Source organism: Sphingobium xenophagum (assembly GCF_002288285.1).
GTDB classification, from domain to species: Bacteria; Pseudomonadota; Alphaproteobacteria; order Sphingomonadales; family Sphingomonadaceae; genus Sphingobium; species Sphingobium xenophagum.
The window spans coordinates 496,418-511,113 of the sequence record NZ_CP022746.1 but is presented as its reverse complement, the minus strand read 5'-3'; the positions used below and the strand labels follow the sequence as shown (position 1 = coordinate 511,113).

The following is a 14,696-nucleotide window of genomic DNA, read 5'->3' as shown; positions in this document are numbered from 1 at the left end:
CGATGCGGATCGTGATCGGCATGGCAGCATTGCTAAGCGCTGCCGTACCTGCGACTGTGCATGGCCAAGAGAATGCAGCGCAGTCGTCGGTGAACGAAGCGGCCCGGCCGCTAACGCTGCAAGAGGTATTGCGGTCGTCAGCCCGTTCCGCGCCAGAAATCATCGCGGCACTGGCACGCAACCGTCAGGCCGAGGCGCGCGCGCTGACCGCCCAGGGCGCGTTCGACACTGTCTTTGCGGTCGAGGCGCGCAGCCGGACGCTGGGCTATTATGACGGCACGGAAATTGCCGGCAAGACCGAACAGCCGCTCAGCAACAATGGCGGCTATGTCTATGGGCAATACCGCGCGTCGCGCGGCGACTTTCCCATCTATGAAGACAAATCCTACACCAACCGGCTAGGCGAACTGAAAGTCGGCGGGCTCTATTCGCTGCTGCGCGATCGGCTGATCGACGCGCGGCGTTCCGAGTTCAGGCTGGCCGCCAATGATATCGACATCGCTCGCTTCGAAACCAGAGCGACGAGCATCGGGGTCCAGGCCCGCGCGGTTGAAGCCTATCAGAAATGGGTCGCCGCCGGATTGAAGCTCAAGGCTTACGAAGCACTACTGGCGCTGGCGGGGGGACGTACCGACGGAATCGAGCGGCAAGTGCAGCTTGGTGCCAAACCCGACATCCTGCTGACGGAGAATGAAGCGAACCTGGTCAGGCGGCAGGCTTTCGTGGTCGAAGCCCGGCAGGATTTCCGGGCCGCTGCGGTAAAGCTGTCGCTCTATTATCGCAGCGCGGATGGCACGCCGGTTGTTGTCGACGAAGCGCGGCTGCCAGCCGATGCTACCGCACTCGATGGCATCAGGTCAGATCCCGCCTTCAATCTGGAGGGCCGTCCCGACTTTGCAATCATGCTTGAGGAGATTGACAAGGCAACCGTCAAGCTCGCGCTCGCCCGCAACGACCTGATGCCCCGGCTTGACCTTGGCGGAGAGGTCGCCAAGGACGTTGGACCGGCGGGCCTTGGCGGCACGAACCGGACGCCGCTTGAAATGATCGTCGGCATCACGTTTAAGATTCCGCTCCAGAACCGCAAGGCCAAGGGCAAATTGGCCGAAACACGGGCGAAGATCGATGAACTGTCGGTCAAGCAACAGTTTCTGGCCGAGAAAATCCGCGCCGAAGTCACCGCAATCGGGATAGAAGTGGACACGGCAAACCAGTTGGTCGCGACGACCGAAAAAGAGCTCGTGCTGGCGCAGCGGTTGGCAAGCGCGGAACGCCGCCGCTTCGCGCTTGGATCAAGCGACTTTTTCCTGGTCAATCAGCGCGAGGAAAGCGCGACGAACGCCGAGGTGAAGCTGATAGAAGCCCAAGCCCGCATCGCCGCAGCGCGCGCTGAACTCGCCGCGGCGACTGCCGATGAAGACGCGCTCGGCCTGGCCGTCATTTCAGAGTGATGAGACAATATTAGCAATCGACCAATCGCTGCTGTGATGTCCTCCAGCAGGTCATGCAGCCCTCCGCGACCTTCTGGTTCCTTGCTTCAATATCTTTCATGGGATACGGACTCGAACCTAATCCGCCTATTAGCTATGCCGCTAATCGGCAAATAATCTGTGGACATTGCGATAGGTTATGAAATCCACCCATGCCTCCAGCCTCGCGGAACTGGCAAAGATCGCTGGGGTCTCTGTATCCACAGTGTCGCGGTCCTTGTCGGGCAACCCGATGATCGCTCGCGCCACCCGCGAACGGATCGAGGCGCTGGCGCAGGAACATGGGTTTCAGATCAACCGCGCGGCACGGAACCTGCGGCTTGGACGCACCGGCGCGATCGGTGTGATCCTGCCCCTTGGCCATGAAACGCAGCAGCATCTGTCCGATCCCTTCTTCATGAGTCTGATCGGGCCGCTGGCCGATGCGCTGGCCGACCGTGGCTATGACCTGCTGCTCACGCGCGTCATTCCCACCGACGGTCAGTGGCTGGACCGGATCGTCGATGGCGGGCGGGTGGATGGCGCGCTGCTGATCGGCCAGTCCGACCAGATCGACGTGATCGAACGGGTAGCGGCGCGCTATCAACCGCTCGTCGTCTGGGGTGCGGCGGTCGATGGCTATGCCCAACTGACCGTAGGGTCGGACAATGTAGCGGGTGGCCGGATGGCGGCGGACCATCTGCTGGCGCAGGGCCGCAGCCATCTTGCCTTTTTCGGCAATCCCGACGTCCCCGAATTCGCCGCCCGCCATGCCGGTTTTCGTGCAGCGCTGGCGCAGGCTGGCAAGGGCGAAGGCCTGCTCCTTCCCGCCCATCTGACTACCCAGGCATCCTATGACGCCATCCGTGCCTTCCTGGCCGATCATCCGCCCGTTGATGGGATCGTCGCGGCGTCGGACGTGATCGCCATGAGCGCATTGCGGGCGCTGGGCGACGCCGGACTGCGGGTGCCGCACGACGTTTCGGTTGTCGGCTATGACGATGTGATGGTCGCGTCCCAGACCAACCCGCCGCTCACCACGATCCGGCAGGATGTCGCGCGCGGAGCGGCGCTGATGGTACAGCTTTTGTTCGATCGGCTGGCCGGAACGCCCGCGGAATCGGTCTGTATGGCACCGACACTGGTACAGCGCGCGTCCGCCTGACGATCAGGCCGGAATAGCCGCGCGCGCAGCCGGACGCTCCCGAATAGCCAGTGTCGCGATCGCTGCCAGCAGCATCAACACCCCCGCCAGCATCAGCACGTGACGCGGATCGCCGCCCAGCAGCGGGCGGTAGATCAGCGGCATGGTCAGGCTTTCGATCATCATCGGGATGACGATGAACATGTTGAAAATGCCCATATAGATTCCGGTGCGGGCCGGCGGAATGCTGTCTGCCAGGATGATATAGGGATTGCCCATCATGCTGGCCCAGCCCAGCCCGATGCCGATCATCGGGATGAACAGCATCGCCTGGCTGGAGCAATATGGCAGCGCCAGCATCGCGATGCCTGATGCTGCCACGCTCACCGCATGCACAGGTCGCGCGCCCATCTTGCGGGCGATCGGCACCATGGCGAAGGCCGCGATGAAGGCGATGAAATTATAGAAGCCGCCAATCTGTCCGTTGACCAGCACTGCCTGACGAAAGCCGGCGCTGCCTGAATCGGCCGTATCATAAAGCGAACGGGCGATGGCGAAGGCGACGAACTGCCAATAGCAGAACATCGCATACCATTGAAACAACATGGCGATGGCAAGCTGGCGCATCGGCACGGGCATCTCGACGATCGCCTGCTTCAGGTCGCGCAGCGTGGTCCGGGCGGACAAGGGTTCAGCCCGCATCGCGGCGATTTCCTCTGCGCTCAGCGGCAATTCCGGGACACGCAGCACCGACCAGAGGATGGTCGATAAGGACAGGACCGCGCCGACGATGAAGGCGATCCGCGTGATCACCGGAATTCCCGACGGGTCGACCGCATCGGCGTTCAGCCCGCCCCAGACCAGCAAGGAAGGCGCCAGATAGGAAAGCGTCTGGGCCAGCCCTGTGAACGCGCTTTGTGTCAAAAAGCCGAGCGGTCGCTGCGCCTGGTCCAGCCGGTCGCTGACATAGGCGCGGTACGGCTCCATCGTCACGTTATTGGCCGCGTCCAATACCCATAACAGGCTGGCCGCCACCCACAGCGCCCGGCTGTAGGGCATGGCGAACAGGCACAGGCTGCACAATATCGCACCGATCAGAAAATAAGGGGTACGTCGGCCAAAGCGGGTTACGGTGCGATCACTCATCGCGCCGATGATCGGCTGGACAAGCAACCCCGTCATCGGCCCGGCCAGCCAGAGCAGCGGCAAGGACGCCTCGTCCGCGCCCAGATAGGAATAGATCGGCCCCATATTGCTTTGCTGCAAGCCGAAGCTGAACTGAAGCCCCAGGAAGCCCAGGTTCATCTGCACGATCCGCCCGAGCGAAAGGTGCGGCTTGCGGGGTGTCGGGTCGCTCATGCTCTTTACCTCTCCGGTCTGGCGGACTGTGGCCGTCATTACAAGTCCATCTGTATCAGTTTCTCAATCGATTGCAATTCCGCTTGCAAACGATTGAGAAAAATATCATCACAGGATCAGGCCGGATCGAATCGGCAGGGAGAGAGACGATGAAGATGCGGATCATGGGGCTATTGATGACCTCCAGCATGGCAGTTGCGGTGCCTGCCTATGCGCAGCAACAAACTCTAGCTGAAGATCAATCCACTCCATCAGACGAAATCGTCGTTACCGCGGTTGCCCGCGGCCAGAACCGGCTCAACAGCAGCGTCACGGTCAGTTCGCTCAGCAACGACGACATCGCCAAAGCAGCCCCGCGTTCGGTCGCTGAAATCTTCCGCAATCTGCCTGGCATTCGCTCCGAATCTTCCGGCGGCGAAGGCAATGCGAATATCTCGGTTCGCGGCCTGCCGGTCGCGTCGGGCGGCGCGAAGTTCCTGCAGTTGCAGGAGGACGGCCTGCCTGTGCTGGAATTTGGCGACATCACCTTTGGCAATGCCGACATCTTCCTGCGCTCCGACTTCAACATCAGCCGGGTTGAATCGGTCCGCGGCGGATCGGCCTCGACCTTCGCATCCAATGCGCCCGGCGGCGTCATCAACATGATTTCAAAGACCGGGGAGCAGGAAGGCGGGGCCATTCAGGCGACAGCTGGCATCGACTATCGCGACTATCGCCTGGACTTCGACTATGGCGGCAGGATCAGCGACAGCCTGCGCTTCCATTTCGGTGGTTTCTATCGCCAGGGCGATGGCCCCCGCCAGGCAGGCTATGACGCCAACAAGGGCGGCCAGATCAAGGCGAACATCACCAAGGAGTTTGCTGGCGGCTATATCCGGCTCTACGGCAAATATCTGAACGACCGCGCCATCGGCTATCTGCCCAATCCCGTGCTGGTGACGGGCAGCAACAGCAATCCCAAATATCAGGATTTGCCCGGTTTCAGCATCAACAGTGACACGCTCCATTCGCGTTACTTCCGCGACAATGTGACGCTGGACGGTCGCAACAATCTGGTCACGCGCGACATTCGCGATGGCCAGCATCCCTTGGTTTACGCAATCGGCCTGGAATCGCAGTTCGAACTGGGCGATGGCTGGAACGTCACCGAACGCTTCCGCTATTCCGACGTGTCGGGCGGCTTCAGTTCGCCCTTCCCCTCCGCCGTCGACACCGGATCGGCCATCGCGACTGCGCTGGGTGGTGCCGGATCGACCCTGACCTACGCCAATGGTCCAAAGGCTGGTCAGGCCTTTGCGGGCAGCGATTATCTGGCACAGATTGTCCTGTTCGACGTCAAGATCAACAGCATGAACAACATTACGAACGACCTGCGCGTCAGTCGGGATTTCGACACCAGCATCGGCAAGCTGACCGCGACCGCGGGCTTCTACAAATCGCGCCAGACCATCGCCACGGATTGGCTGTGGACGTCGCATCTGTTTGAAGTAGCCGGCGGCGGCAATGCGGCGCTTGTCAATCTGACCAACGCAGCGGGTCAAGCGCTCACGCAAAATGGCACCTATGGCTATGGCGCAACCTTCTTTGGCAATTGCTGCCGCCGCAGCTATGATGTCGACTATAACACCAACGCTCCTTTTGCGTCCTTGAGCCTTGCTACTGGCGCTCTGACGCTGGACGGCAGCCTGCGTTATGATTTTGGCGACGCCAAAGGGACGATCGCAGGATCGGATCTGGGCGGCGGGCGTGTCGGCGTCACCAGCCGCGACATGAACGGCGATGGCGTTATCTCGATCCCCGAAACCAATGTCGCGGTAATCCCGACGCCAAGTGCGCCGGTCGACTATAGCTATGAATATCTGTCCTATTCGTTCGGCGTCAATTATCGCCTGGCCGATGATGTCGCGCTGTTTGCACGCTATAGCCGGGGTGCGCGCGCCAATGCCGACCGGTTGCTGTTCGGCCCGGCCGTCAGCACTGTCACCGGCAAGCTGACCGATAGCAGCGCAGCGGTCGATTTCGTCAAGCAACTGGAAGGTGGCGTCAAATATCGCAATGGCGGTCTGACGCTGAACGCCACGGCATTCCACGCCAAGACCGAGGAACAGAATTTCGAAGCGACGACGCAGACGTTCTTCAACCGCAACTATCGCGCTTATGGTCTGGAACTGGAGGGTGGCTATCGCGCCGGCCCGTTCAGCATCTCGGCAGGCGGCACCTATACCGACGCCAAGATCGCCAGCGACGTGCTGAACCCTGCGGTGGTCGGCAATCGCCCGCGCCGCCAGGCCAAATTCCTGTATCAGGTGACGCCGCAATATGACGCGGGAATCTTCACTGTCGGCGCGAATGTCATCGGGACGTCGAGCAGCTACGCACAGGACAGCAACCAGTTGAAGCTGCCCGGCTACACGCAGGTCAATGCCTTCCTGACGGTCAGGCCGATGGATCGCATTCAGCTTTCGCTCAATGCCAACAACCTGTTCGACGTAAAGGGTTTCACCGAAGCGGAGGACGCCACCATTCCCGCCAACGGCATCGTCCGGGCGCGCTCTATCAACGGTCGCACCGTCTCCGCCTCGATCCGGTTCGACTTCTGATCCCCTCTTTCCGGGGCGTTTGACGCCTGTGGAAATCATGGTCTCCGCCGGTGACTGCACGCACCGGTGGAGACCATGGCCTGACCTCCCTGTCCATGGATACCCGACAATGACTAGCCACTGGACCGCCGCCCATGTCGCCGCGATCGATCGCGAAACCATGGCTTGCGCGCCGCTCTTCCCCAAGCCGCAGCCCCTGATACCGGGGGTCGACCTTTGGGATTATTGGCCCGTGCAGGAAGAGGACGGCTCGCAGGCGGTGATAGCAGGCGGCACTTTGTTCATCCTGCTGTCCGCCCCCACATTACTGGATCCCGAAGCCCGTCATGGCATGGCCCGGTTGCGACTGATGCACCGGGTGGGCAACGTCTGGCGCGATCTTGGCTTGTTGTTTGAAAACGGCTTTTCACCGGGTAGCCGCGAATGGTCCGGCTCGGCGATCGTATCGGGCGACCATGATCATATCACGCTCTATTACACCGTTGCCGGCACGCGGGGCGAACAGGTGCTCAGCTACAGCCAGCGCCTGTTCGAAACACAGGCCGCCTTGTCGGTAGTTGGCAACGCCATCACCCTGTCCGCCTGGTCGACCCCGGTGGAGATGCTGGTTCCCGACGGTATCGACTATATGCGCGACATGGAAGGCGGCGGGGCGATCGGCACGATCAAGGCCTTTCGCGATCCCGCCTTCTTCCGCGACCCCGCCGATGGCGCGGCTTACGTCTTTTTTGCCGCGTCGCTTGCGCGATCGGCATCTTTCTGGAACGGGGCCGTCGGCATGGCTCGGCTTATGCCCGATGGCCAGTGGCAACGGCTGCCGCCCCTGATTTCGGCTGACGGCCTCAACAACGAACTGGAACGACCGCACGTCATCGTCCATGGCGGTCGCTACTATCTCTTCTGGTCCACGCAGCAAAAAGTATTCGCAGACGGCGGACCGACTGGCCCGAACGGTCTTTATGGCATGACGTCCGACAGCCTTGACGGGCCATGGCGGCCAATCAACGGCACCGGCCTTGCCTTCGCCAATCCTCCGGGGGCACCCTTTCAAGCCTATAGCTGGTTCGTGCTGCCAGACCTGACAGTCCAGAGTTTCGCTGATATGACAGGGATCGCGCATGTTCCGGTCGATCCGGCGGAGGCTCGCCACCATTTCGGCGGCGCTCCTGCACCCGACTTGCGGTTGCAGATAGAGGGGGACCGAGTATGGCTGGCATGATGGTGGGCGAACCGCTGATCGCGGGAATCGAATTGGGTGGCACCAAATGCATCGCCACGCTGGCGCAAGGCCGCGTCATCCTTCAGCAGCGACGCTGGCCTACCGGAACGCCGGACACGCTGAACCTCATATCGGATGCGCTGGCGCAATGGGCCGAACAAACGCCGTTCGCCGCCATCGGCATCGCCAGCTTCGGGCCATTGCACCTGGACGCCCGCGCGCCGAATTTCGGCCATATGGGCAATACGCCCAAGCCCGGATGGGCAGGGTGCGACATCTATGGCCACTTCGCCCGCCGCTTCGACGTCCCGATAGCCATCGATACCGATGTTGCCGGTGCCGCGCTGGCGGAGGGCATGTGGGGCGCATCGCAAGATTGCGCGGTCCACGCCTATGCCACGATTGGCACGGGCGTTGGCCTGGGGGTGGTCGTGAACGGGCAGGCTGTCCATGGCCATTTGCATCCCGAAGCAGGCCATATGCGGATTCGGCGACAGCCCGGCGACCAATTCGCGGGCGCCTGCCCCAGCCATGGCGATTGCCTGGAAGGACTGGTTGGCGGTCCGGGATTGGCTGCACGCCTGCCAATGCCCGTGGCCGAAATGCCCGACGATGATCCGCATTGGGACCAGATCGCCGGCGATATCGCTGAATGGACGACGATGCTGATCCTGGCCCTGTCGCCGGAGCGGCTTGTCATGGGCGGCGGCGTCATCCAGGCTCGCCCGAAACTGCTTCCCTTGATCGCCGGGCAATCGGCCAGGCTCCTCAACCGCTATATCGAGGATCTGAACGCGCCCGCGCTGGAACAATTGATCGTGGCGCCCGGCCTGGGCGCAGATGCCGGTCCATTGGGCGCGATCCTGCTCGGCCAGCAAGCCGCGATGACGCGAGGCGATGGATAGGCGAACGATATGGGTGGCATTACAGAATGCATCGGTGCGCATTTCTCAGCCCAACAGATCAGCCGCGAAAGCTGGCAGGATCAATCCCCAGCTTTTGCAGCCGGTAGTAGAAAGTCTTTCGTGGCAAGCCGAGCGCAGCGCAGGCACGGGTAACGTCGCCCGCCGCCTCGCCCAGGGCCTCCTCGATGAGTTCGGTTTCGAACGCGTCTAGCCTGCTTTTAAGATCCGTCGGTCCGGCGCTGGCGCTGGCGCCCAGATCATGGTCGCCCAGGCCGAGTACGAAATTTTCAGCAAAGCGCATCAACTCGCGGACATTGCCGGGCCAGTCATGCTTTTCCAAATGCCTGAATGCGCGGGCTTCCAGCTTGGGCGGCGTCACGCCGAGCCGCGCCGCAGCCTGAAGAACGAAACGTCGGAAAAGAGGGGCTATGTCCTCCCGACGCTCACGCAATGGCGGCAGCCTCAAAGTGACGCTGTTCAGTCGGTAGAATAGCGAAAGGCGGAATTGACCAGCCTTCGCAAGCGTTTCGAGATCCAGGCTGCTGGCAGATACGACCCTAAGGTCGATCGATCGCCCGGCGATCGCACCTACGGGCATCACTTCGCGGCGCTCCAGAACGCGTTGCACCGCCAGTTGCATGGAATCGCTGAGCGCGTCGATGTCATCCAGGAATATGGTGCCACGGTTGCCCTGTTCGAGCCGACCGGTGCGCGGCATGCGGCTGCCCGGCACCGCGTCAGCGACATTGCCGAAAAGCTCCGCCTCGACCAGCCCCGCCGGCATGGCGCCACAATCGATCGTGACGAGCGGACCACGGCGTCGCGAAGCCGCGTGCAGCATCTCCGCGACCAGGCCCTTTCCAGTGCCGGTTTCTCCCTGGATAAGAACGTCGACGCCGATCGGCCCGATCTGGGCAATGGTGCGCCGAAGCTGCACTATCGCAGGCGAATGGCCGACCAGCGGCCCCGCATCATCGACAGGCGCCGCCTGCCGAAGCTGCCTGTTCTCCGCAATCAAGCGGCGACGTTCCAATGCCCGTTCCACCGCAGCGACGAGTTGCTCGTTCGAATAGGGCTTTTCCAGCACATCATAGGCGCCCGTTCGCAGCGCCCCCATCGCGGTCGGCACGTCGATATGCCCGGAAATCAGGATGACGGGCATGTCGGGATCGCGCGCGATGACCTGCTGCAACAATTCCAGCCCGTCCATGCCCGGCATACGAATGTCGGATATGATGATGCCATCGAAACCGGCATCGACTTCCCGCACCGCCGCAGCGCCACTGTCAACGGCCCGGACATCATAGCCTGCAAGCGACAATGTTTGCGCGGAAGCCCGGCGCAAATCATCGTCGTCGTCGACAAAAAGGACCGTATTCGTCATGCCATCTCCAGGTCGATTACGAACGCCGCGCCCGCGATCGGCGCCGCTGCGACCAACGTCCCGCCAAAACCGGCCACGATGTCCCGGCATATCACCAGCCCCAGGCCAAGGCCGTTCCGTTTCGAGGTCTTGAACGGCATGAACAGCGACGCCCTGACCTCGTCCGTCAGTCCCGCACCATCGTCTGCGACGGTAATCGCGACACGGTCTTTGTGAGGGGCGACCGTAACCGTGATGGTCAATGCGCCGGCGTCCAGTGCGTTCTGGATAAGGTTGACCAGCACTTGTTCCAACCCGACCCGCTCGGCGCGAACCGCGACCATGGCGCCTTCGATCTCCAGCCGGGCACCAAGCATCCGCATGCGATCGCGCAGCAGCAGCGCCGTGCCTGCCAGCGCCTCCTTCACAGCCACCGGTTCGACGTCGCCCGACGATCGCCTCGCAAAGCCACGCAATTCGCGCGTGATGATGCCAATACGTTCGGTCAGCGCGCCGACCTGCTCGATCGCTTCGGATGCATGCGCATGGTCGCCGCGACGATTGAACGCCAACGCATTGCCCGCATAGGCAGAGATTGCCGCGAGCGGCTGATTAATCTCGTGCGCGACGCCCGCTGTAATCTGACCCAGCGTGGCCAGCTTGTTGGCCTGGACAAGCTGTTCGCGCAGCCCGGCCAGCCGTGTTGCTGTTTCCCGTTCGACGCGCGCTGCTTCGGCGCGGCGCCGCATGCGCCAGAGCAGGACAAGACCCACTAGGACGAGCGCAGTGATCGCGACAGCCAGCCGGGCGAAGTTCACCGCAACGCGGACAGCCCGCTCGGTCGGTTCCAGCACATGCACGCGCCAGCCCCCGCCTACATCCTCGCTCGCTTCGACATAGGCGAACTCCGGCGTTGCCCGGCCGCGCGGCGCGACTTCACCTGCAGCATATAGCGCATTCTGCACCAGCGGCACCGCGCCATATTCGAACGCGCGGCGCGCGCCCGACCGTTCTGACGCCGACAGGGGTTTGGTCGTCTGGAACTGCCATTCGGGGTTTGACGATATGAGGATAATGCCCCGCCCGTCCGTGACAAATGCGCTGGTAGCCGTCTCGCGCCACTCACGCTCCAGTGACGAAAAATCTACTTTCACGACGAAAACGCCGAGCAACCGACCGCCAGACTCTACCCGGCGGGAGATATACAGGCCCGGACGGCGGCTCCGCTGGCCGAGCGCGAATTGCTGCGCGCTGCCCAATCGCGCCGCGTCGCGATAATAGGCGCGGTAGGCATAGCTGTCGCCAACAAAGCTGTCCGGTCTTTGCCAGTTACTCGCGGCGACCGTTACCCCTTTGGCGTCGAGAAGATAGACATTGCCCGCGCGTGTCGCATTGCTCAGTGCCTCCAGCTTCCGGCTGAGTTGCGACAGCCGGGCGGGATCGTGCGTCGACAAGGCCTCACGCGCTTCCTGATCGTCCGCCAGCACGATCGGAACCAACCTGAACTTGTCCAGCTCTCGACGGAAGCTGGCCGACAGCAGGATCGCGGAGGACTGGGCTCGGTTCGAAACGTCAGCGATGCCCTGCTGCTTGGCGACGCGGTCGGAAATGACGAAGGCCAGCGCCAGGACGAGGACCGCCGCTGCGATCAGGATCGATCGAACCACAATTGTCAGCTGAACGGTGCGCATGACAGGTGTGTGGAGAATATTGGCCCATCAGGCAACTACCCATGGGCAACTTTTTGCACACACAAACGAGGGATCTATACCTAATTCATTGATATAACTAAACTATATTGGTTTTCTGTTTTTGTTGCGAAGTTTCGCCTTTTCGAGGATTCAAGGTGGGACGTTCCGAAAGAGGATGCAGATGGAGAGGCACCGCCGACGGGATACCGTCGAAAACATGCCTCTCGCACGAACAATAACTGCCCTTTGTTGAGGGGCGATAAATGGAGAGGCAAGGACATGATGAAGGGGCAACTGCTTACGGCATTGATGGTGGGCACGGCATTGACGGCGGCCGTGCCAGCTTGGGCTCAGGACGTTCCGGGGATGCGCCCGGCACCCGATGAACCGGCCGCGCCTGCCGAGGCCGCCATGCCAGAGGCGCAGGTCGAACCGCCAGCCCCGGACGCGCCCGCGGCGATGAGCGATCCGCAGTCCAGCGACATCGTGGTGATCGGTTCACGCGGCAAACCGCGCACGGACGTGGACCGGCCGGTAGCGGTGGACGTGGTCAGCAATGTCGAACTGCGCGCCACTGGCCAGACCGACCTTGGCCAGCAGATACAGTTCACTTCCCCCTCTTTCAACTCGGCCAAATATGGCGTCAACGGCGCAACCAATTTCGCGGACCCTGCCTCGCTGCGCGGCCTGGCCCCCGATCAGGTGTTGGTGCTGGTGAACGGCAAGCGTCGCCACCAATTCTCCGCCATCAACCTCAACGTGGCGCCTGGCCTTGGCACTGTGGTTACTGACCTTAATTCGATTCCGACTGGCGCTGTAAAACGGACCGAAGTGCTGCGGGATGGCGCCGCCGCGCAATATGGCTCCGACGCTATCGCCGGCGTGGTCAACATCGTGCTGAACGATCAGGTCGGCGGCTATCTTGAGGCCAATGGCGGCATCTATCAGGAGGGCGACGGCTTCACCAACAAGATCAGCCTGAACCACGGCATTGCGCTGGGTAGCGGCGGCGGCTTCATCAACTACACGCTCGAATATTTCGGGTTCGAAGGCACCAATCGCTCCGACACCTACACCGGCACGCTCTATCCCGCGACGCCAGCCGACTACGCCGTGACCGGCCCGACACCCAACTTCCCCTACAGCACCGCCAACCCGCGTGCGGACCGCGGCGTTTATCCGCAGACCCCGTTTGTCGTCGGCAATTATGGCGCGAACCGCAACCGCACTTATCAGGCGTTCGTCAACGCATCCTATCCGGTTAACGACGACACCAATATCTACGCCTTTGGCGGTTACAGCCGGAAGGACATTCGCGCGTTCGGCTTTTTCCGTTCGGCGGCGGTAGCGTCCAACGCCGCGCTCGGCATCTTCCCTGACGGCTATGTCCCGGTGCTGCCGGGCACGTCGATCGACTGGTCGGCTGTGGGCGGCGTGAACAGTGTGGTCGCCGACTGGAAAGTCGATTTCAGCGTCGGCTATGGCGACAACCATCTCGATCAAAATGCCCGCAACACCGTCAACGCATCCCTTGGCAATGCCAGCCCGACCGAATTCTACGTTGGGCGCACCGCCTTCAACCAGTGGACCGTCGACCTCAACGCGTCGAAAGATTTTGGCCCTGTGGGCTTCATCGGCAAGAGCCTGAACATCGCATGGGGCGGGCAATATCGCCGCGACAATTTCATGGTCAAACGCGGCGATCCGGCCTCTTATGCCGTGGGTCCGCTCGCCGTGACAGGCAAGGCGCCGGGCGCCAACGGCCGCCCCGGCTACGCGCCAGCGGACGAGAATGACGTGAGCCGTCACTCGGTAGGCGCATATGTCGATGCAGAGGCTGAGTTCGACGACCGGTTGCTGGTCACGGCGGCACTGCGCTTCGAGAAATATTCCGATTTCGGCAACAATCTGTCCGGCAAGTTGGCCGGGCGGTACAAGATCACCGACCAGATCGCGCTGCGCGGCTCCTACAATCGTGGCTTCCGCGCGCCCTCGCTCCAGCAGACCGGCAACCGGGTCAATACTTCGACGGTGCAGAACAACCAGATCTTCATTACCCAGCAAGTATCGAGCGACGATCCGCGCCTCGCCGCGCTTGGCGTACCTGATCCGAAGGCGGAAATCTCCAATAGCTATTCGCTCGGCATAACCGGCGACCTGCCGGATGTTCTTGGCGGAAAAGTCACCGCCACGATCGATGCTTTCCAGATCGACATCAAGGACCGCATCGTCATCACCGAAGGCCTGCTTACCGCGCAATATCCGGCGGTCCGTGCGCTCTTCCCGCAATCGCGCGAAATCCGTTTCTTCACCAATCAGATTGATACCAGAACGCGCGGCATCGACGTGGTTCTGACCTACAAGACGCAGATCGGATCAGACCAGAACCTCACGCTCACCCTGGCGGGCACCCACGCGCAGACCGACGTGCTGCGCCAGCGGGCGACCCCCGCGCCGATCCTGGCCGGCGCGTCAGCTACGGCGCAGCAGATCCAACTGCTGGGCCAGACCGCGACCGAACTGATCGAGGTCGCGCAACCGCGCACCAAGATTCTGGGATCGGCCAATTATGGCTGGGACAAGCTGAACCTGGGCCTGCGCGCTTCCTATTTCGGCAGTGTCAAGGCGTTCTCAACGGGTCTCTCTTCGCAGGACAAGAATGTGAAATGCGACGCGACGAACCGCTGCGTACAGACATTCCGGGGCAAGGCGCTGTTCGACGCAACGCTGAACTACGCCTTCACCGAATCCTTTTCGCTGACTGTCGGCGCGAACAACATCTTCAACACCTATCCCGACAAGTGGAAGAACAGGCGCGATGGCGATGTCGGTCAGGCGGCGTCCTATTCCGACGGTCAGACACCCTACACGCGGAACGCAAACCAGTTCGGCTTCAACGGATCATATTATTTCATCACCGCAGGCGTCAAATTCTGAGGGAGGGCG

At 61.9% G+C, this 14,696-nt stretch carries 9 protein-coding genes; 6 read left to right on the top strand and 3 right to left on the bottom strand.

Going from position 1 to position 14,696, the window contains the following annotated elements; translation table 11 throughout:
- The first annotated feature begins 2 nt into the window (after window positions 1-2).
- Together CJD35_RS17180 and CJD35_RS17175 are read left to right on the top strand one after the other, a co-directional pair.
- Entirely contained in the window at window positions 3-1,451 is a 1,449-nt protein-coding gene (locus tag CJD35_RS17180; RefSeq protein WP_086486384.1) for a TolC family protein, read from the top strand.
- Window positions 1,452-1,629: 178 nt separating this feature from the next.
- On the top strand, window positions 1,630-2,634 hold the full coding sequence (locus CJD35_RS17175; RefSeq protein WP_019052826.1) for a LacI family DNA-binding transcriptional regulator: 1,005 nt from the start codon (window positions 1,630-1,632) through the stop codon (window positions 2,632-2,634).
- A gap of 3 nt (window positions 2,635-2,637) precedes the next feature.
- Here the strand turns inward: CJD35_RS17175 and CJD35_RS17170 are convergent, their stop codons facing one another.
- Window positions 2,638-3,972 (bottom strand): MFS transporter, encoded by a 1,335-nt coding sequence (locus tag CJD35_RS17170; RefSeq protein WP_019052825.1) that lies wholly within the window; start codon window positions 3,970-3,972, stop codon window positions 2,638-2,640.
- 155 nt (window positions 3,973-4,127) lie between these two features.
- Here CJD35_RS17170 and CJD35_RS17165 point away from each other — a divergent pair, with 155 nt between their 5' ends.
- The 3 genes from CJD35_RS17165 to CJD35_RS17155 all read left to right on the top strand — a co-directional run bounded on the left by CJD35_RS17165 (window position 4,128) and on the right by CJD35_RS17155 (window position 8,696).
- A complete protein-coding gene (locus CJD35_RS17165) occupies window positions 4,128-6,572 on the top strand; it encodes a TonB-dependent receptor (protein WP_380823554.1) in 2,445 nt (814 codons plus the stop codon).
- A 109-nt stretch (window positions 6,573-6,681) separates the two neighbouring features.
- Complete coding sequence (locus CJD35_RS17160) at window positions 6,682-7,791, top strand: glycoside hydrolase family 68 protein (protein WP_086486385.1); 1,110 nt, start codon at window positions 6,682-6,684, stop codon at window positions 7,789-7,791.
- On the top strand, window positions 7,779-8,696 hold the full coding sequence (locus CJD35_RS17155) for an ROK family protein (RefSeq protein ID WP_086486386.1): 918 nt from the start codon (window positions 7,779-7,781) through the stop codon (window positions 8,694-8,696). The genes CJD35_RS17160 and CJD35_RS17155 overlap by 13 nt, the downstream gene beginning before the upstream one ends.
- A 58-nt stretch (window positions 8,697-8,754) precedes the next feature.
- Here CJD35_RS17155 and CJD35_RS17150 read toward each other — a convergent pair whose 3' ends face one another.
- Entirely contained in the window at window positions 8,755-10,080 is a 1,326-nt protein-coding gene (locus tag CJD35_RS17150; protein WP_086486387.1) for a sigma-54-dependent transcriptional regulator, read from the bottom strand.
- Window positions 10,077-11,750: a sensor histidine kinase gene (locus tag CJD35_RS17145; protein ID WP_086486388.1), complete on the bottom strand. Its 1,674-nt coding sequence runs from the start codon at window positions 11,748-11,750 to the stop codon at window positions 10,077-10,079. The genes CJD35_RS17150 and CJD35_RS17145 overlap by 4 nt, the downstream gene beginning before the upstream one ends.
- A 279-nt stretch (window positions 11,751-12,029) precedes the next feature.
- Here CJD35_RS17145 and CJD35_RS17140 point away from each other — a divergent pair, with 279 nt between their 5' ends.
- On the top strand, window positions 12,030-14,687 hold the full coding sequence (locus tag CJD35_RS17140) for a TonB-dependent receptor plug domain-containing protein (RefSeq protein ID WP_095687286.1): 2,658 nt from the start codon (window positions 12,030-12,032) through the stop codon (window positions 14,685-14,687).
- Window positions 14,688-14,696 lie beyond the last annotated feature (9 nt).

What these genes read in the sequence shown, in the direction of transcription:
- CJD35_RS17180 (WP_086486384.1), top strand. Translation starts at nt 3, where the DNA reads ATGCGGATCGTGATCGGCATGGCAGCATTGCTAAGCGCTGCCGTACCT.
- CJD35_RS17175 (WP_019052826.1), top strand. Translation starts at nt 1,630, where the DNA reads ATGAAATCCACCCATGCCTCCAGCCTCGCGGAACTGGCAAAGATCGCT.
- CJD35_RS17170 (WP_019052825.1), bottom strand. Translation starts at nt 3,972, where the DNA reads ATGAGCGACCCGACACCCCGCAAGCCGCACCTTTCGCTCGGGCGGATC.
- CJD35_RS17165 (WP_380823554.1), top strand. Translation starts at nt 4,128, where the DNA reads ATGCGGATCATGGGGCTATTGATGACCTCCAGCATGGCAGTTGCGGTG.
- CJD35_RS17160 (WP_086486385.1), top strand. Translation starts at nt 6,682, where the DNA reads ATGACTAGCCACTGGACCGCCGCCCATGTCGCCGCGATCGATCGCGAA.
- CJD35_RS17155 (WP_086486386.1), top strand. Translation starts at nt 7,779, where the DNA reads ATGGCTGGCATGATGGTGGGCGAACCGCTGATCGCGGGAATCGAATTG.
- CJD35_RS17150 (WP_086486387.1), bottom strand. Translation starts at nt 10,080, where the DNA reads ATGACGAATACGGTCCTTTTTGTCGACGACGACGATGATTTGCGCCGG.
- CJD35_RS17145 (WP_086486388.1), bottom strand. Translation starts at nt 11,750, where the DNA reads ATGCGCACCGTTCAGCTGACAATTGTGGTTCGATCGATCCTGATCGCA.
- CJD35_RS17140 (WP_095687286.1), top strand. Translation starts at nt 12,030, where the DNA reads ATGATGAAGGGGCAACTGCTTACGGCATTGATGGTGGGCACGGCATTG.